General features: G+C 39.0%; 16 protein-coding genes. 15 read left to right on the top strand and 1 reads right to left on the bottom strand.

The genetic code is table 11. The features are described from left to right. Nucleotides 1-5: 5 nt before the first annotated feature. From ACFQU5_RS05305 to rseP, 3 genes are all read left to right on the top strand, one after another. The gene (locus ACFQU5_RS05305; protein ID WP_390285487.1) at nucleotides 6-797 is read left to right on the top strand and encodes a phosphatidate cytidylyltransferase; all 792 of its coding nucleotides are present in this window, start codon (nucleotides 6-8) and stop codon (nucleotides 795-797) included. A gap of 94 nt (nucleotides 798-891) precedes the next feature. Further along, complete coding sequence (gene dxr, locus ACFQU5_RS05300) at nucleotides 892-2,037, top strand: 1-deoxy-D-xylulose-5-phosphate reductoisomerase (protein ID WP_390285485.1); 1,146 nt, start codon at nucleotides 892-894, stop codon at nucleotides 2,035-2,037. A 49-nt stretch (nucleotides 2,038-2,086) separates the two neighbouring features. Continuing rightward, nucleotides 2,087-3,346, top strand: a complete 1,260-nt coding sequence (gene rseP / locus ACFQU5_RS05295; protein WP_390285483.1) for an RIP metalloprotease RseP — start codon at nucleotides 2,087-2,089, stop codon at nucleotides 3,344-3,346. A gap of 98 nt (nucleotides 3,347-3,444) precedes the next feature. Here the strand turns inward: rseP and ACFQU5_RS05290 are convergent, their stop codons facing one another. Continuing rightward, the gene (locus ACFQU5_RS05290; protein ID WP_390285481.1) at nucleotides 3,445-3,567 is read right to left on the bottom strand and encodes a hypothetical protein; all 123 of its coding nucleotides are present in this window, start codon (nucleotides 3,565-3,567) and stop codon (nucleotides 3,445-3,447) included. Between the two features lie 1,025 nt (nucleotides 3,568-4,592). On the opposite strand from ACFQU5_RS05290, the gene proS reads away from it, so the two are divergent. The 12 genes from proS (at nucleotide 4,593) to rpsO (ending at nucleotide 19,341) form a co-directional block, all read left to right on the top strand. Then, nucleotides 4,593-6,281 carry a proline--tRNA ligase gene (proS, locus tag ACFQU5_RS05285; protein ID WP_390285479.1) on the top strand — a complete coding sequence of 563 codons (1,689 nt, stop codon included), beginning with the start codon at nucleotides 4,593-4,595 and terminating at the stop codon, nucleotides 6,279-6,281. Between the two features lie 127 nt (nucleotides 6,282-6,408). Continuing rightward, complete coding sequence (locus ACFQU5_RS05280) at nucleotides 6,409-10,737, top strand: PolC-type DNA polymerase III (protein WP_390285477.1); 4,329 nt, start codon at nucleotides 6,409-6,411, stop codon at nucleotides 10,735-10,737. Nucleotides 10,738-11,095: 358 nt separating this feature from the next. Then, entirely contained in the window at nucleotides 11,096-11,572 is a 477-nt protein-coding gene (gene rimP / locus ACFQU5_RS05275) for a ribosome maturation factor RimP (protein WP_390285474.1), read from the top strand. A gap of 25 nt (nucleotides 11,573-11,597) precedes the next feature. After that, on the top strand, nucleotides 11,598-12,749 hold the full coding sequence (nusA, locus tag ACFQU5_RS05270) for a transcription termination factor NusA (protein ID WP_390285472.1): 1,152 nt from the start codon (nucleotides 11,598-11,600) through the stop codon (nucleotides 12,747-12,749). A gap of 218 nt (nucleotides 12,750-12,967) precedes the next feature. Continuing rightward, entirely contained in the window at nucleotides 12,968-13,246 is a 279-nt protein-coding gene (rnpM, locus tag ACFQU5_RS05265) for an RNase P modulator RnpM (protein ID WP_390285470.1), read from the top strand. After that, entirely contained in the window at nucleotides 13,243-13,548 is a 306-nt protein-coding gene (locus ACFQU5_RS05260) for a YlxQ family RNA-binding protein (RefSeq protein WP_390285468.1), read from the top strand. Before rnpM ends, ACFQU5_RS05260 begins: the two co-directional genes overlap by 4 nt. Nucleotides 13,549-13,562: 14 nt before the next feature. Continuing rightward, a complete protein-coding gene (gene infB / locus ACFQU5_RS05255; RefSeq protein ID WP_390285466.1) occupies nucleotides 13,563-16,031 on the top strand; it encodes a translation initiation factor IF-2 in 2,469 nt (822 codons plus the stop codon). Beyond that, entirely contained in the window at nucleotides 16,031-16,309 is a 279-nt protein-coding gene (locus tag ACFQU5_RS05250; protein ID WP_390285464.1) for a DUF503 domain-containing protein, read from the top strand. The genes infB and ACFQU5_RS05250 overlap by 1 nt, the downstream gene beginning before the upstream one ends. A gap of 218 nt (nucleotides 16,310-16,527) precedes the next feature. Next, on the top strand, nucleotides 16,528-16,869 hold the full coding sequence (rbfA, locus tag ACFQU5_RS05245) for a 30S ribosome-binding factor RbfA (RefSeq protein WP_390285462.1): 342 nt from the start codon (nucleotides 16,528-16,530) through the stop codon (nucleotides 16,867-16,869). 179 nt (nucleotides 16,870-17,048) lie between these two features. After that, nucleotides 17,049-17,957 (top strand): tRNA pseudouridine(55) synthase TruB, encoded by a 909-nt coding sequence (truB, locus tag ACFQU5_RS05240; RefSeq protein WP_390285460.1) that lies wholly within the window; start codon nucleotides 17,049-17,051, stop codon nucleotides 17,955-17,957. Between the two features lie 24 nt (nucleotides 17,958-17,981). Next, nucleotides 17,982-18,935, top strand: a complete 954-nt coding sequence (gene ribF, locus ACFQU5_RS05235) for a riboflavin biosynthesis protein RibF (RefSeq protein ID WP_390285458.1) — start codon at nucleotides 17,982-17,984, stop codon at nucleotides 18,933-18,935. Nucleotides 18,936-19,071: 136 nt separating this feature from the next. Next, nucleotides 19,072-19,341 carry a 30S ribosomal protein S15 gene (gene rpsO, locus ACFQU5_RS05230; RefSeq protein WP_390285456.1) on the top strand — a complete coding sequence of 90 codons (270 nt, stop codon included), beginning with the start codon at nucleotides 19,072-19,074 and terminating at the stop codon, nucleotides 19,339-19,341. Nucleotides 19,342-19,410 lie beyond the last annotated feature (69 nt).

The raw sequence follows: 19,410 nt of genomic DNA, 5'->3' as shown, positions 1-19,410 counted from the left end.
TTACATTGAAGCAAAGAATTATAACGGGGGTTGTTGCAGGGGCATTATTTATACTATTTCTGCTGTTAGGCAAACAGCCCTTTACGTTATTGGTATATGCACTCGGGGCAGTTGCAATATACGAACTCTTAAAGATGAAGCAGATACGAATATTTTCAATACCAGGCATTCTCGGGGTTCTGATTACATTTAGCTTATTGTTGCCAGAATCAGTAACAGAGGATTTACTAGAATATACAATTTATTCGAAATTGGATTTTTTAATAATTGGCGCAATCCTCCTGTTAATCTATTCAGTTCTCGTTAAAAATCATTTTACATTCGATGATGTAGGATTTATTTTACTTAGTACGTTATATGTAGGGGCAGGCTTCCATTATCTAATCGAAACGCGTAATGGAGGTTTAGAATTCCTGATTTTTGCTTTACTCATTGTTTGGTCGACTGATTCAGGAGCATATTTTATTGGTAGAAAATTCGGGAAGAAAAAATTATGGCCTGAAATTTCACCGAATAAAACAGTTGAAGGATTTGTAGGAGGAGTACTTACCGCTGTAGTGTTTGCATGTATTATGCAAATAATCTACCCAATCTCTTCTTCATGGATTTCATTAATCGCCATTTCTGTAATCGCTTCAATTTTTGGGCAAATGGGCGATTTAGTTGAATCAGCCATTAAACGTCACTATGGCGTGAAAGATTCCGGCCGATTATTACCAGGACACGGTGGTATTTTAGATCGATTTGATAGTCTTTTATTTGTATTGCCGCTACTGCACTTCTTGCACTTTATCTAATTGTGCTCTATGATTATTTACTCTTGGTTCAAGGAGATGAGGATGCTCCTTGAACACCTATATACATATAAAGTTTTTGAAGGGAAGATAAACTGTGAAGAAAATTAGCTTATTAGGAGCAACAGGTTCAATTGGGTTGCAAACAGTGGATATTTTGCTTAACAATCCAGAAAGTTTTCACCTTGTTGCAATGTCTTCGGGAAGAAATATCGAAAAAACACGTGAGATTATTTCTAGGCTCAATCCTGAACTTGTCTCCGTACAAGAGGAAAAAGATGCCATTGAACTGTCAAAAGAATTTCCGCGCACTTCTTTTACTTTCGGAGAAAAAGGGCTAGTTGAAGTCGCTACACACCCCGATTCAACAATTCTTGTAAATGCTGTTTTAGGCAGTGTAGGGTTAGAATCCACTTTAGCTGCCATACGCATGAAAAAAACAATTGCAATTGCTAATAAAGAAACATTAGTAACAGCTGGACATTTAGTGATGGCAGAAGCAAAAAAATACAACGCTACTATTTTACCTGTTGATAGTGAACACTCCGCTATTTTCCAATCTATGAATGGTGAAAATCCAAAACAAATTGAACGATTAATCTTAACCGCATCAGGTGGATCATTCCGTGATAAAACACGTGAAGAATTAATAAATGTAACTGTCAAAGATGCGTTGAATCATCCAAATTGGTCGATGGGCGCAAAAATTACGATAGATTCTGCTACGATGATGAATAAAGGGTTGGAAGTAATTGAAGCTCATTTTTTATTCGATATGCCCTATGAAAAAATTGATGTTTTATTACATAAAGAAAGTATTATTCACTCTTTAGTTGAGTATCATGATACAAGTGTCATCGCACAGCTAGGCACGCCAGATATGCGGGTGCCCATACAATATGCATTGAGCTATCCAGATCGGTTCCCTTTAACGGGAGGCACTAGATTAGATTTAGCTAAAATTGGACAACTAGCGTTTAAAGAAGTAGATTTTGACCGATTCCGTGCTTTAAAACTAGCTTACGATGCAGGCCAAGCCGGTGGTACCATGTTAACTGCCATGAATGCAGCAAATGAGGCGGCAGTTGGTTTGTTCTTGCAAGAAAAAATTAATTTCCTACAAATTGAAGAAGTGATTGAACAAATTATGAACAATCATAATAATATTCTAGTTCCAGATTTAGAAACTATATTACATGTAGATAGTGAAACAAGAAAATCAGTAGAGAGCATGGTAAAATAGAGAGAGCAAGCATAGAATATGTAAACAGGCTCTTTTAAGGTGGGATGATATGCAAACTGTTATAGCATTTATCGTGGTTTTTGGTTCTCTGGTATTCTTCCATGAACTTGGGCATTTTATCTTTGCAAAGCGAGCAGGTATTTTAGTTCGTGAATTTGCAATTGGTATGGGACCGAAAATTTTTGGAATGATGAAAGGTGAAACGTTATATACACTTCGATTATTGCCTATCGGTGGTTATGTACGTATGGCGGGAGAAGATACGGATTCAGTAGAACTTCAGCCTGGATTCCGAGTAGGATTAGTATTGAATCGAGATAACGTAGCCGAAAAAATTTATTTGAATCAAAATGTGCAAAATCCGAATGTTCTTTTTATGGAAGTGGAACGAGCAGACCTTGAAAAAGGATTGTGGATTGAAGGATACGACGAAGACGATCAGTTTACAAGAATAAATGTATCGAGAACAGCTACTCTTGTTGAAAATGGAACTGAAACAATGATTGCGCCATATGATCGTCAGTTTAATTCTAAAACTGTTGGACAGCGGGCAATGGCTATTTTTGCTGGGCCGCTTTTTAATTTCATTTTAGCATTCTTCGTTTTTGCGTTTATCGCCATTATGCAAGGTGTTCCTACCTACGAACCAATTATTCATGGTGTCGTAGAGGATGGACCTGCAGCTGCTGCGGGTATGGAAGCGGGAGATTATGTTAAGGCAATTGATGGACAACCTGTTGAAAAATGGCAAGATTTATCGACAACTGTTCAGGAAAAACCCGGTGAAGCGTTAACACTTTTAGTAGAACGTGATGGACAGAATATTGAACTTAAGATGACGCCGGATACCCTTGTGGAAAGCGGGAAAGAATATGGACAAATTGGTGTTATGTACCAAAGTCCGGTTGAAAAAAATCCTTTAAAAGCCATTGTCTTCGGTGTCACGCAAACTTATGATTATACAGTTCTGATACTAGGTCTATTAGGTGACTTAATTACTGGCCAATTCACAATCGACGCCCTATCTGGTCCAGTAGGCATATACAAAGCAACGGAAACAGTCGCTCAATATGGTGTATATAATTTAATGAACTGGGCAGCAGTTTTAAGTATTAACCTTGGAATCATGAACCTACTGCCTTTACCTGCCCTCGACGGAGGAAGATTATTATTCTTCGGTATCGAAGCATTGCGCGGAAAACCAGTGGACCGTCAAAAAGAGGGTATGGTTCATTTTGTAGGAATCGTATTATTAATGATTTTAATGGTAATCGTAACATGGAATGATATACAAAGGTTCTTCTTTTAAGAAAAGTCGAGGACAATTGTTCAGCTTCTACAACAACTGGATTAGCCGCCTGCAAGGATGCATTTGTCCTTGTGGGCGGATGTGAAGTTGTCGAGGAGCTATCGTTCGCAACTAGACAGTAATGAAGGCTGCCAAAGAACGCCATCTCGTGTGGCAAAGGCTGACTGTCCCACATCATGTGGGCCTAAGTGGACAATATCAATTACCTTAACCTTATTCATTTGTGGTAAAATCCATAGTGAATAAGGTTAACTTTTTTTGCGGATAGTAAAAATAGTATTAATGTTGTTGGGATTTCTTATGAAAGCCCCTTCTGAAGAAAAACTCGATGAAAATGTCCTTCATATCGGGGATGAGAGCCCTTTTTGAAGAAAAACAGGATGAAACTGTCCTTCATAACAAGGATGAAAGCATCTTTTGAAGAAAAACGGTATGAAAATGTCCTTCATAGCGAGGATGAAAGCCACTTTCGCAGAACAACGTGGTGAAAATGTCCTTCATAGCAAAGATGAAAGCCCTTTTTGAAGAAAAACAGGATGAAACTGTCCTTCATAGCGGGGATGAAACCCTTTTTGAAGAAAAACAGGATGAAAATGTCTTTCATAGCAAGGATGAAAGCCACTTTCGCAGAACAACGTGGTGAAAATGTCCTTCATAGCGGGGATGAAAGCCATTTTCGCAGATAAACGGTATGAAAATGTCCTTCATAGCAAGGATGAACGCCTCTTTTAAAGAAAAACGGTATGAAAATGTCCTTCATAGCGGGGATGAAAGCCATTTTTGAAGAAAAACTGAATAAAAATGTCCTTCATAGCGAGGATGAAAGCTACTTTCGCAGAACAACGTGGTGAAAATGTCCTTCATAGCAAGGATGAACGCCTCTTTTAAAGAAAAACGGTATGAAAATGTCCTTCATAGCGGGGATGAAAGCCATTTTTGAAGAATAACTGAGTAAAAACGTCCTTCATAGCGAGGATGAAACCCACTTTCGCAGAACAACGGGGTGAAAATGTCCTTCATAGCAAGGATGAAAGCCATTTCAGAAGAAAATCTCAATGCAAATGTTCGTTTGCTTGAAGAATTTAATAAAATTACAAGTAGTTTCAGTCTTATATAAACTTTAAATCCAACTTTAAATTATAGTGGTTTAATAATGAATTTTTGATATAAATTGCAGTTGTACGTACGAGGAAACCTTGTAGTATGATATGCTAAGTACGTATTTATAAGAGAAAAGGTGGAGCAGATGAAACAAAGTTCTACGTTTATTCCAAGGCTACGCGATGTACCTGCAGAAATTGAAGTCAAATCTCACAAAATGCTGCTTCGTGCTGGGTTCATCCGTGAAACCACAAGTGGGGCTTATTCGTATTTACCATTAGCGAAACGAGTATTAATTAAATTAGAAACATTAATTCGGCAAGAAATGGAAACTTTTGGCGCAGTAGAAATTGGTTTGCCAATCTTGCAAGTGCAAGAAACTACATCAAACTTCAAAAGTGTTCAAGAAGATGATACAAATAATAACCAACAAAACGTTATTCTTGTACCCTCATATGAGGAAGTAATTGCTTCGTTAGTAGCTGAGGAAAACCATTCTTATAAAAACTTACCCCTCACTTTTTATCAAATACAATCTAAATATCGTGATGAGCTGCGCAAGACAAACGGTTTATTGCGAAGCAGAGAGTTTTTGGTGAAGGAAGCTTACTCCTTTCATGCTGATAAAGGGAGTCTAGAAAACGCCTATCATCAAATGATTCAAATATACTCTAATTTATTCAGCAAGTTGGGACTGCATTATGAAATAATTGATGCAAATCCAGGACCGGGTAAAGAAGTATTTGCAAAGGAATTTATCATTGCATCAGAGGCTGGGGATACAACCGTAGCCTATTCCAACGAATCGAGATTTGCTGCGAATATTGAAGTGGCGCAAGTTATAAATGATTCCGTCCCTTCAGACATACCAGCTAAACCATTGGAAAAGGTGGCGGCACCTAACGTAAAAACGCTCGAAGATGTATGTGCATTTTTTAATATAGAAGAATCAAGTTTCATTAATTCATTCGTATATAAGATAGACGGTGAATTTGTCGTGGTATTAACACGAGGAGATCATCAAGTAAATCCTTATAAATTGCAAAATCTATTACAGACAACATCCATTCAACCAGCCACAGAGCATGAGGTTCAACAACTGTTAGACTGCTCAATAGAATCGATTGGACCTATCAAGTTACCTATAGATGTGAAGGTTATTGCAGATAACGCAATTCAATCTATTGGAAATGGAGTCGCTGGGGCTAATGAGGATGGCTATTATTATACGAATGTATCACCAGAAAGTGATTTTGCAATCAGTTTTTATGAAGATATACGATATATTAAAGAAGGGGATCCATCCCCTGATGGACAAGGAACTATTCTCTTCAAAAAAGGAATAGAAGTAGGCAAGATTTGTAGTCTGGGTGTTAAGGTCTCTGAAAAATCGAATGCTAATTTTACTGATGAGTCTGGGCAGTCCAAGCCTCTGCTTATGAATTATTTTCACTTAGGAATTTCTAGTATCTTGGCTGTAATGGCTGAAGTGTATCAAGATGAAAATGGGTTTTATTGGCCAAAGAAATTTTCACCTTATGAGCTACACCTTTTACCGATAGATAGAGAAGATGAAGTTCAATTTAAATTGGCGGAAGAGCTATATAATATTTTAACCTTCTACCAATTTGAGGTTTTATTTGATGATCGAGAAGAGCTGGCAGAAGTTAAATTTACGGATGCTGACTTAATCGGTCTACCCGTTCGTATTAAAATCGGAAACCGTGCAAGCGAAGGCATCGTCGAAGTTAAAATCAGAAGCACTGGTGAAACCTTTGAATGGGCAAAAGAAGAACTAATCGACCATTTAAACGAAATATTCAGGTCTAATTAAAAGGCAGATTCCATGAAAAAACCATCGATTTTCGCTAACAGGCGAAAATCGTTTCTTTCTGATATAGCTACATTTTTGAAGTTCAAAAGAACAAAAATTATAAAATCCAAAACAGGTGGTGAGTAAAATGGTAGACAATCAAGAAGCGAGAGAAAGATTTTTAACGCTTTTACAACAGTTGCAGCTAACGGAAGATGTCTACATGTCATTTTTTGAAAAAGGTGAGCTTACTCGACTAACCGTTCATAAAAAAAATCGAGTCTGGTGTTTTGCCATTCAATTAGAAAACATATTGCCCTTCCAATTGTACCAATTATTCCGTACAAGAATGGCCGAGCAGTTTTCTCATATTGCGCAAGCTTCAATTACAATAGAAGCAAGAAATCCGGTAGTGACCGAACAGTTGATTACAGATTATTGGTTATCGGCTGTTGAACAATTAGATGCATCACCTCCCGTTAAAAATCGATTGATGACGCAAATTCCAAAATGGACGGGAAATAAACTAAATGTTTCTTGTATGGCCGAAATGGAACAACTGACATTAAAGTCCAAATACGCATCAAAAATTGTTGAGGCCTATGAAAGCCTGGGATTCCCACAGTTTTCTGTAGACTTCCAATTAATCGAAGCAACAGACGAGATGAAAGAAGCTCAGCAGCAATATATTGAACAGCGTCAATTAGAGGAAGCCGAGCTTGCACGTAAAGCGATGGAAGATTTCCAAAGCAGTGAAAAAGCGAAAACAGATAACCCAGAGTCTGTTGCTGGCAGTGGTCCATTCCAGCTGGGAAATCACATCAAAGATACAGAAATCATGGAAATTCGTCGTGTTGTAGAAGAAGAACGACGAGTTGTTCTCGAGGGATTTGTATTTGCTGTAGAAATCAAGGAGCTGCGAAGTGGACGATCACTTTTAGAATTAAAAATGACCGACTATACCGACTCCATCCTGGTGAAAATGTTCTCTCGCGATAAAGAAGATGCCGAACGTATGGCACAATTGAAAAAAGGTATGTGGGTAAAAGTACGGGGTGCAGTTCAAAATGACACCTTCGTTCGTGATTTAGTCGTTATGGCTCAAGATATAAATGAGGTGTTTAAGGAATCGCGTAAGGATACAGCACCAGAAGGACAAAAACGAGTAGAGCTACATTTACATACACCAATGAGTCAAATGGACGCCGTGACTCCGATTGAACAGTTGGTTGGACAAGCTGCAAAATGGGGACACCCTGCAATTGCCATTACGGACCATGCTGTAGCACAAGGGTTCCCGGATGCGTATGCAGCAGGAAAAAAACATGGCATCAAGATTATCTATGGAATAGAAGCGAACTTGGTTGATGATGGTTCGCCAATCGCCTACGCCGAACAACATATTGGACTCGATGATGCAACATTTGTAGTGTTTGACGTCGAAACAACAGGTCTGTCCACTGCATACGATACAATCATTGAGCTTGCCGCTGTCAAAATCAAGGAAGGTAAAGTAATCGAGAAATTTGAACGCTTTGCCAATCCACATAAACCGTTGACAGCCAAGATTATAGAACTTACGCATATTACCGATGATATGCTTCAAAATGCACCGGAAGTCGATCAAGTCGTAACGGAATTTAAAGACTTTATTGGAGATTCAATCGTTGTTGCCCATAACGCTTCCTTCGATATGGGATTCTTATATACTGCCTACGAAAAAGCAGGTATACAAGGTGTTACTCACCCGGTAATTGATACACTAGAATTGTCCAGGTTCTTAAATCCTACTTTAAAGAGCCATCGTTTAAATACATTATGTAAACGTTATGGGATTGAATTAACACAACATCACCGTGCCATCTACGATACAGAAGCAACAGGTGAATTAATGCTCCATTTATTAAAAGACGCAAAAGAGGAGCATGGCATAAATTATCACGATGAATTTAATGAACAAATTAATCGAGATGAAAGCTATAAGCAGTCTCGCCCATATCACTGTACTATTCTAGCAGTAGACAATGATGGGTTGAAAAACCTGTTTAAGTTAATCACTATTGGTCATACAAAAACATATTATCGTGTGCCTCGTATCCGCAGATCGGATTTAATAAAGCATCGACAAGGACTTATAGTTGGGTCTGGATGTAATAATGGCGAATTATTTGAAACGATGATGAATAAATCAAGTGACGCCGCTGAAAAGGTAGCGAGATTCTATGATTATATCGAAGTTCAACCAAAGCCTGTATATGCACATCTAATAGAAGGTGGCGTTATTCACGATGAATGGAATTTGGAGGATATCATTCGCAAATTAGTGAAGCTTGGTAAACGTATGGACAAACCGGTTGTCGCTACAGGGAATGTTCATTATTTAAATGAAAACGATGCTGTTTTCCGTCAAATTTTAGTCGGTTCACAGGGTGGGGCAAATCCTTTGAATCGTTACAAACTACCAGCTGTTCATTTCCGTACAACAAATGAGATGTTGGCAGAATTTGACTTCTTGGGGCCGGATCTTGCAAAAGAAATTGTAGTGACCAACTCACAAAAAATTGCTGATATGATAGGTGAAGTAAAACCAATCAAGGATGACCTTTATACACCAAAGATTGAAGGTTCGGATGAGGAAGTGACGAATTTAACTTATGAGATGGCCCATCAAATATATGGGGAAGAGCTTCCTGAAATCGTAAAGGCTCGAATTGAAAAAGAACTAACATCGATCTTAGGAAACGGATTCGGAGTTATTTACTTAATTTCCGCAAAGCTCGTGAAAAAGTCCCTTGCAGATGGATATTTGGTAGGTTCTCGTGGATCGGTAGGGTCTTCTCTTGTTGCGACGTTCATGGAAATTACGGAAGTAAATCCATTACCGCCACATTACATTTGTCCAAACTGTAAAAATGTTGAATTCTTTGATGATGGTTCCGTTGGTAGTGGTTTCGACTTACCAAACAAGGAATGTCCTAAATGTGGGACCGGGTACAAAAAAGATGGTCAAGATATTCCCTTTGAAACCTTCCTTGGATTCAAAGGAGATAAAGTACCCGATATCGATTTAAACTTCTCGGGAGAATATCAGCCACAAGCCCATAACTATACAAAAGAACTTTTCGGAGAAGACTATGTATATCGTGCGGGGACGATCGGTACTGTTGCGGAGAAAACGGCATATGGATATGTCAAAGGGTATTCGAATGATAATAATCTTACATTCCGCGGAGCAGAAGTGGATCGTCTTGTGCAAGGATGTACTGGGGTTAAACGTACGACCGGTCAACATCCTGGTGGGATTATCGTAGTTCCGGATTATATGGATATTTATGATTTTACGCCGGTTCAATTCCCGGCAGATGCACAGGATTCTGAATGGAAAACAACCCACTTCGACTTCCACTCAATTCACGATAACGTGCTAAAGCTCGATATACTGGGGCACGATGATCCGACTGTGATCAGGATGCTGCAGGATTTATCTGGAATTGATCCAAAAACAGTCCCGACAGATGACCCGGAAGTAATGAAGATTTTCTCTACACCAGAATCCCTTGGGGTAACGGTAGAACAAATTGGCACGAAAACGGGTACTCTTGGGATTCCCGAGTTTGGTACGCGATTTGTTCGACAAATGCTGGAAGATACGAAACCTTCAACGTTTAGTGAACTTGTGCAAATATCAGGTTTATCCCATGGGACAGACGTTTGGTTAGGTAACGCCCAGGAATTAATTCATAACGGAACTTGTGTACTTTCTGAAGTAATTGGTTGTCGTGATGACATTATGGTTTACTTAATCTACCAAGGATTGGAACCAAGCTTTGCCTTTAAGATCATGGAGTCTGTTCGTAAAGGGAAGGGCTTATCAGAAGAGATGGAAGCGGAGATGCGTGCTCAAAGTGTTCCTGAATGGTATATCGATTCCTGTAAGAAGATTAAGTACATGTTCCCGAAAGCCCATGCAGCTGCATATGTTTTAATGGCAGTGCGTATCGCTTGGTTCAAAGTACATCATCCAATTTTATATTACGCAGCTTATTTTACTGTCCGTGCAAGTGACTTCGATTTAATCGCGATGACTCAGGGCTCGGCAATCATTCGCTCTCGTATCGATGATATCAATGCAAAAGGTTTAGATGCTTCAAAAAAGGAAAAAGATTTAATGACCGTTCTAGAGCTTGCATTAGAAATGTGTGAGCGTGGGATGAGCTTCCAAAAGGTAGACTTATATCGCTCACAAGCAAGTGAGTTTATCATTGAAGGCAATACGTTAATTCCTCCATTTGATGCGATTCCTGGTCTAGGTACTAACGTAGCCAAAGCAATTGTTGCGGCAAGACAGAATGGTGAATTCTTATCAAAAGAGGATTTACAGCAACGTGGGAGAGTCTCGAAATCTCTAATTGAGTATATGGATACTTTAGGTTGTTTGGAAGGCCTGCCTGACGCAAATCAGCTATCATTGTTCTAAATTACGATTATGTAAGTTACCAATTAGATAACACATTTGAGTAAATTTGCATTAAGTTAAAAATTGTGCTATTGTTATGGTAATAATTTGTTGATAGTTTTGCAGCAAAAGAGTGGGGCTTTTCCCGCTCTTTTCTGTTGTTACGCTTATTCAAATTTTTCTTACAGACACATTCGGTCCGTATTTGAATTTCACCATGCCCTGGTGGAATTTCTGTTTTTATACTGATTAAGCTTTGAAAGCTGTACAATTATTAGTATAAAAAAGGCATAAAACCTAGCGTTTTAGTGAAATTCTAATTTATATAAACCGATTATTTGTGAAAAAAGGCAAGAGACAATTACGTTGGGAGGATACTATGAGCAAAGTAACGTCAGTAATTGAAGAACTTGTTACGCCAATTGTAGAAGAGTTGAACCTTGAACTTGTCGAAGTTGAGTTTTTAAAAGAGGGACGCAATTGGTTCCTTCGTGTATATATTGATACACCAGAAGGCGGCATCGATATCGAACAATGTGCACTCGTAAGTGAGCGAATAAGTGAGATTCTGGATGAAAAAGACCCAATCGAGCAAAACTACTATTTAGAAGTTTCTTCACCAGGTGCTGAACGACCATTGAAAAAAGAATCAGATTTTGAAAAATCAGTAGGCAAATTTATCTATGTGAAAACATATGAGCCAATAAAAGATATGAAAGAATTCCAAGGCTATCTTAAATCATATACTGAAGAAGGATTAGAACTTGAAGTTCGCATTAAAACACGTAAACTAACTGTTTTTATTGAAAAGGAAAAAATCGCAAAAGCACGACTTGCTATCGATTTTTCATCATAACTGAATATTAGGAGTGAACAAAAAAATGAGTAGTGATTTACTAGATGCTTTAACTGCTCTGGAGCAACAAAAAGGTATTTCAAGAGAAGTAATAGTTGAAGCGATCGAAGCGGCATTAGTAACTGCATATAAACGTAATTTTAATCAAGCACAAAATGTGCGTATTGATTTAAATTTAGAAAATGGAACAATGTTAGTCTATTCACGCAAAGATGTAGTAGATGAAGTGGAAGATGATCGTCTTCAAATCGCTCTTGAGGATGCGAAAGACATTAATCCAGCCTATGAAATCGGTGACGTATTAGAACAAGAGGTCACGCCTCGCAACTTTGGACGTATTGCTGCTCAAACAGCAAAACAAGTCGTAACGCAAAGAGTACGTGAAGCTGAGCGCGGTATTATATTTGAAGAATACGTAGATCGTACAGACGATATTGTGAATGGTACAATTGAACGTCAAGACGCCCGCAATATTTATGTAAGTTTAGGTAAAGTCGAAGCTGCATTACCAACAAACGAACAAATCCAAGGTGAAGTATATAAACCACAAAGCCGCATTCGTGTTTATATTACGAAAGTGGAGCGTACTACACGCGGACCTCAAGTTATTGTTTCTCGCACACATCCAGGATTGCTTCGCAGACTTTTCGAGATGGAAGTTCCAGAAATTTTCGAAGGTATCGTAGAGATTAAATCCATCGCTCGTGAAGCTGGTGACCGTTCAAAAATTTCAGTTTATGCCCACAATCCAGAAATCGATGCAGTAGGTGCTTGTGTAGGTGCAAAAGGTGCTCGTGTACAAAATATTGTCAACGAGTTAAATGGAGAAAAAATTGACATTGTAGAATGGTCAGAGGATCCAATTGTCTTTGTTGCAAATGCCTTAAGCCCATCAAAAGTGCTTGATGTAATCGTTAACGAAGAAGAAAAATCAACTACAGTCGTTGTTCCAGACTATCAATTATCACTAGCGATTGGTAAACGTGGACAAAATGCTCGTCTTGCAGCGAAATTAACTGGCTGGAAAATTGATATCAAGAGTGAAACGGATGCGCGTGATGCGGGAATTTATCCAAACGAATCAAGTCGTTTCATTCCAGCTGACGAAGCTGAAAAAGATAGTGATTTTTATGATGAAGATGTCGCATACGATCTTTATGCAGATGACGAAGAATAAGCTATAGTTGCATGAGCAGGGCACTTGCGCTTTTCTAAAAATGATCAGTAAGTATAAGGTTATTGATATTGATCAATGTCTAGCTCCAGTGCCCAGCCCCTCGAGGTCGCTTCATTTCCTCGGTCGAAAGCGGAAAAGATGCTTTCGATTCGGAACTTCCAGCGCTTGTCGGGGCTAAGCAGGGCACTTGCGCTTTTCTAAAAGGAAGGTGAATTCTTATGGCAACACAAAGAAAGGTTCCTTTACGCAAATGTGTCGTAACAGGAGAGAGCTTGCCTAAAAAATCGATGATACGAATTGTTCGCTCGAAAGAAGGCGAAGTATCTGTTGATATAACGGGAAAGAAATCTGGACGTGGAGCTTATATTTCTAAGTCGGAAGAGGCAGTTGAAACTGCTCGGAAGAAAAATATATTAGAACGCCAACTGGAAGTGAAAATCCCTGAAGAGGTTTATGAGGAATTGATTAAACTCATTCGCCGGGAGTCCATTTTATGAGTGAAAGACTACTCCAATTACTAGGTTTAGCAGCTAGAGCTAGGAAAATAGTTACTGGGGAAGAGTTAGTAGTGAATTCAATACGTACAAATAAAGCTAAGCTGGTACTACTAGCATCAGACGCCTCAAAAAATTCTAGCAAGAAGATTCAAGATAAATGTACGTATTATAACGTTGAGTATCATGTGTTTGGTGATCGCTACCAGCTAGGGTCTGCAATTGGTAAAGAAGCACGTGTCGCAATAGCTATTGTAGATAGTGGATTTGCGAAGAAGATGTCTAGTCTACTCAACGAAAATTAATCGGGGGTGAGCAGATGACCAAATTAAGAGTTCATGAATATGCGAAAAAAGTAAATAAATCAAGTAAAGAAGTAATTGAAGAGCTGAAAAAGCTGAACGTTACGGTTTCAAACCATATGTCGATGCTTGAAAGTGAATCAGTTACAAAATTAGATTCTGTGTTTACAGGGTCTGCAACAAAAAATAATCAAGTACGACAAGAGAACAAACAGGCTTCACCAAGTGGTCAAAGGTCACAAACAAATGACCAATCCAATCGTCCGAACCGCCCAGCGAATGGTTCTTCGAATAGACCGTCAAATGGCCAAACAAATCGCCCATCAAATGGTTCATCGAATAGACCGTCAAATGGCCAAGCAAATCGCCCATCAAATGGTTCAACAAATCGACCGTCAAACGGCCAAGCAAATCGACCATCAAATGGCTCACAAAACAGACCATCAAATGGTTCATCAAACAGACCGGCTAACAGTAATTCACCGAATCGACCATCAAACAATTCGTCTAACGAACAAAGAACGACGTCACAAAACAGTGGCGAAAAATTTAAGAATGCAAAAGGTAACCAAAATAGAAATATGGCCCAAAATAATAATAACAACTCAAACAACAACAAAAATAAAGGCGGCTTTAACAACCAACAACGTAAAAAGCCGGGTATTCACGGAGGCAAACGTCGCCATCCAAAAACACATCAACCAACAATTCCACAAGCTCCAAAAGAGTTGCCGGAAAAAATTACATTCTATGAATCGCTATCAGTTGCAGAATTAGCGAAAAAGCTTCACCGTGAACCATCTGAAATTATCAAAAAATTATTCATGCTTGGCGTTATGGCAACGATCAACCAAGAATTAGATAAAGATGCAATCGAGCTAATCTGTGCGGATTACGGCGTAGAAGTAGAAGAAGAAGTACGTATTGATAAAACAGACTTAGATGTTTACTTCGATCAAGCAGAGGTTGTTGAAGAAGAACAAGTAATACGTCCACCAGTTGTAACAATCATGGGGCACGTTGACCATGGTAAAACGACATTACTTGACTCAATTCGTAATTCAAAAGTAACTGCTGGAGAAGCAGGCGGGATTACACAACATATTGGTGCATACCAAGTAAATATCGATGACAAAAAAATTACATTCCTGGATACTCCTGGACATGCTGCGTTTACAACAATGCGTGCTCGTGGTGCAAGTATTACGGATTTAGCAATCATCGTTGTTGCTGCCGATGATGGTGTAATGCCACAAACAGTTGAAGCAATCAACCATGCAAAAGCGGCAGAAGTGCCAATTATAGTTGCAGTGAACAAAATGGATAAGCCATCAGCGAATCCAGATCGTGTAATGCAGGAATTAACTGAACACGGCTTAGTACCTGAAGATTGGGGCGGCGATACAATTTTCGTTCCAATATCTGCCTTGAAAGGTGAGGGTATTGATACGCTTTTAGAGATGATACTATTAGTGTCTGAAGTAGCTGAATTGAAAGCAAACCCAAGTCGTTCAGCTATCGGTACAGTTATTGAAGCTCAGCTGGATAAAGGCCGTGGTTCTGTTGCAACATTATTAGTTCAAGATGGAACATTACGTGTTGGTGACCCAATTGTAGTAGGTCATGCTTATGGGCGTGTACGTGCGATGGTAAATGATCTTGGCCGCCGGGTGAAAGAAGCAGGTCCTTCAACACCGGTTGAGATTACTGGTATTAACGAAGTACCACAAGCGGGTGACCGTTTCGTAGTCTTTGATGATGAGAAAACTGCCCGCCAAGTGGGTGAATCTCGTGCAATGACTGCAATCCAAGCAAACCGTTCTGAAAAACAACGCGTAACTTTAGATAACCTATTTGAACAAATGTCTCATGGCGAAGTTAAGGAATTAAACTTAATCGTAAAAGCTGACGTACAAGGTACAGTAGAAGCAATGGCTGCATCGTTAATGAAAATCGATGTAGAAGGCGTAAACGTGAAAATCATTCACACTGGCGCTGGTGCGATTACAGAATCAGATATTTCATTAGCTGCAGCTTCAAACGCTATCGTGATTGGATTCAACGTTCGTCCGGACGTAAATGCAAAACGTGCTGCCGATGAAGAAGGCGTTGATATTCGTTTACACCGTATTATCTACAAAGTAATCGAAGAAATCGAAGCGGCGATGAAAGGAATGCTTGATCCAGAATTTGAAGAAAAAATTATTGGTCAAGCAGAAGTTCGTCAGACGATTAAAGTTTCAAAAGTTGGTACAATCGCTGGTTCTTATGTAACTGAAGGTAAAGTAACCCGTGATTCAGGCGTACGTATCATTCGCGAAGGAATCGTTGTTTTCGAAGGGGAATTAGATACGCTGAAACGCTTCAAAGACGATGCTAAAGAAGTAGCGAGAGGCTACGAATGTGGTATCACGATTAAAAACTTCAATGACATCAAAGAAGGCGACATTATTGAAGCCTATGTTATGGAAGAAATTAAACGATAATGATCGTTTACGCGGAAGTTGAGTTTATCATTTCTGATTCACATTCGTTAAAAGAAAAGCGAGCAGTACTCCAGCGAATGATTACCCGAACAAAGCAGAAATTTAATGTTTCTGTTGCAGAAATAGATCATCAAAATGTGTGGCAACGGACAAGAATCGCTCTTGTCTGTGTGTCCTCATCTAAGATGAGTGCAGAGCGAGAAATCAATCATGCACTTCACTTCCTACAGTCTAACCCATCCTGGGAGCAACTCGAGGTTTGGACAGACTACTTATAACAAATTAGCGTTATGAAAATTTTTAAGATAATAAATTGACCTCTTACATTCACAAATCGTTTGCTTTTTCCGAGCATTGGGTAAGTGACATTGGAGGCAATTTTTTAGCGGGTAAGAAAGTATAAAACTTTCTTATCCGCATAAGTGCAACTAAGGCTAATTGCCAAAGAGTCGGCAATTAGCCTAGTTTTCTAATCTTTATAAAGAGGTGTCACTATATGTCATTACGTTCAAATCGAATAGCAGAACAGATGAAAAAAGAGCTTGGTGATATCATCACTCGTAAATTAAAAGACCCGCGCGTTGGGTTTGTTACAATTACTGATGTAGCTGTTACTGGTGACCTACAACAAGCAACAGTCTATATTTCATCTCTAGGCAATGACCGTGAACGTGAAGAAACACTAAAGGCTTTAGGAAAAGCTGCAGGTTTCATCCGTACTGAGATTGGTCATCGCATCCGCCTGCGTCGTACACCAGAAATTGCATTTGAATTCGATTCATCTGTAGAATATGGCAACAAAATCGATGCATTATTACGTTCACTAAATGATGAATAACCGATCGATTAAAGGTATAAAGCCTACATCTGCATAATCTTGTGCAATGTAGGCTTTTATTGTTGATTTTTATTTGACGAGCTATTTTCAAGTGACGGGATTATTGGAAAAAGTGGCTAGTTTACTACAGTTGATTTCAACTGGCAAACGCAAAACAAACACTAAAGGAGAACACAAAAATGAACGGCATTTTACCTCTCTGGAAAGAACGAGGCATGACAAGCCACGATTGCGTCTTTAAATTACGCAAAATTTTAAAAACGAAAAAGGTGGGCCACACGGGTACACTGGATCCAGCAGTCGAAGGTGTACTTCCAATTTGTATTGGACAAGCAACGCGAATTGCAGAATACCTGACCGATGCAGGTAAAACCTACGAAGCGGTAGTATCTATTGGTAGAACAACAACTACTGAAGATGCGGAAGGCGAAACGGTCGAAGAGAATTTATCACATAAATCAATCTCTCGTGAACAACTCTTCGAAGCTCTTAAGCAATTAACTGGGGAAATTGAACAAACTCCACCAATGTATTCAGCAGTTAAAGTCAATGGGAAAAGGCTTTATGAATATGCCCGTAAAGGTGAAATTGTGGAACGTCCAACCAGGAAAGTAACAATCTATGCTTTAGAACTACTTGATGATGAACAAAATTTTGTAGGTGAAGAAGTAACTTTCCGTATTCGCATTGCATGCAGTAAAGGAACGTATATCCGAACACTAGCTGTGCAAATTGGCGAGAAGCTGGGTTATCCAGCTCATATGGCTTCACTTGTCCGCATTGCATCAGGGACCTTTACTGAAAAAGAATGTGTTACTCTACAGCAGGTGGAGGAAATCATGAACGAAGGAAAGATTAACGAAGTATTACTACCAGTGGAATATGCACTGACAACTTATCCATTTATCGAAATCGACGAATCCAATGAAAAGCAAATTTTGAATGGACAAGTGCTTCCAGTTCATGCATTATTGAAAGAAAATGATAAAATTGTTTATAGCTTTCAACAGAAAGCGTATGCAGTCTATATAAAACATCCAACAAAAGAAGGGTTCATGAAGCCAGAGAAAATGTTCCCGAACGAATAGAGTGAATAGGAGGCTAACCCTGTAATGAAGGTCGTTCATTTAAAATATCCGCATCAATTAAATATGTCCCAGGAATTTACTGCTGCCTATTCTTTAGCAGTAGGTTTCTTTGATGGTGTACATAAGGGGCATCAAGCTGTTATTCAAAATGCAAAGGAAATGGCAAAACAACTCAATGTTGAAAGTGCAGTCATGACATTTGATCCGCATCCATCAATTGTTTTAGGCGGACGCAGAGAAAAGGTATTCTACATAACACCTCTGCAACAAAAACTTGGTGTTTTAGAAGATTTCGGTGTAGAGAATGTGTTTGTAGTTCATTTTACATCCGATTTTGCAAAGCTATCACCGGAAGATTTTATCCAATACTTTATAAAAGATCTAAATGTAAAGCATGTTTCTGCAGGCTTTGATTTCTCTTTCGGCCAATTTGGAAAAGGGAATATGGAGACGATGAAAGCGCTAAGTAACGGACAATACGGTGTAACTGTCATTGACAAACAAAGTGATCAAGAAGAAAAAATCAGTTCAACCAGAATCCGAAACTACTTGCAAGATGGCGACATGGAAAGTGCTGCAAAGCTTTTGGGCCGTGCATTTGAAGTGCCGGGGATTGTAATCCATGGAGATAAGCGGGGACGCACAATCGGTTTCCCTACTGCCAATATCCAATCGTTGGAAGGAAGCTTCATTCCAGCCACAGGTGTGTATGCAGTCAAAATTCTTGTACAAAATAAATGGTATGATGGCGTTTGTAATGTAGGTTATAAACCGACATTTAAAAACCCCGAGGACAAACAACTATCCATCGAAGTGCATATTTTGGACTTCAATAAAAATATCTACGGTGAGGAAGTAAAAGTAGGTTGGTATAAACGAATCCGCAGCGAGCAAAAATTTGATGGTATTGAATCTTTAAAAACGCAAATAGAAAAAGATAAAAACGAAGCCATCGAATACTTCGCAGTACATTCGTAATAGTTGATTGTAAAACGGAAGTATGGTACTATTCATTAAGTGCCAAAGCACAAACCTTGGCTCGGCTTTTCGATTCTCCAACGATTGCTGTGCTGAAGGTGTAAAATAATAACTATTATTAGGAGGTCCATTCAACATGGCAATTACAAAAGAACGCAAAAATGAAATTATCGCTGAGTACCAAACTCACGAAGGAGATACAGGTTCTCCAGAAGTACAAATCGCAGTATTAACTGCTGATATCAACGCTCTAAACGCTCACTTAAGCACTCACAAAAAAGACTACCACTCTCAACGTGGTCTTCTTAAAAAAATCGGTCGTCGTCGTCACTTATTAAAATATCTTCGTGAAAATGACGTTCAACGCTACCGTGAATTAATCCAACGTTTAGGCTTACGTCGATAATAAATATGCGAAGCAGCTTCTTCGGCTTGAAATTAAGTAGCTACTCTTTATGAGAACTGAAAGTGTTGA

This window comes from Ureibacillus sp. GCM10028918 (genome assembly GCF_042666115.1).
GTDB lineage: Bacteria > Bacillota > Bacilli > Bacillales_A > Planococcaceae > Ureibacillus.
Note: the sequence above shows the minus strand (reverse complement) of the source record. Positions and strands in the feature narration are given on the sequence as shown.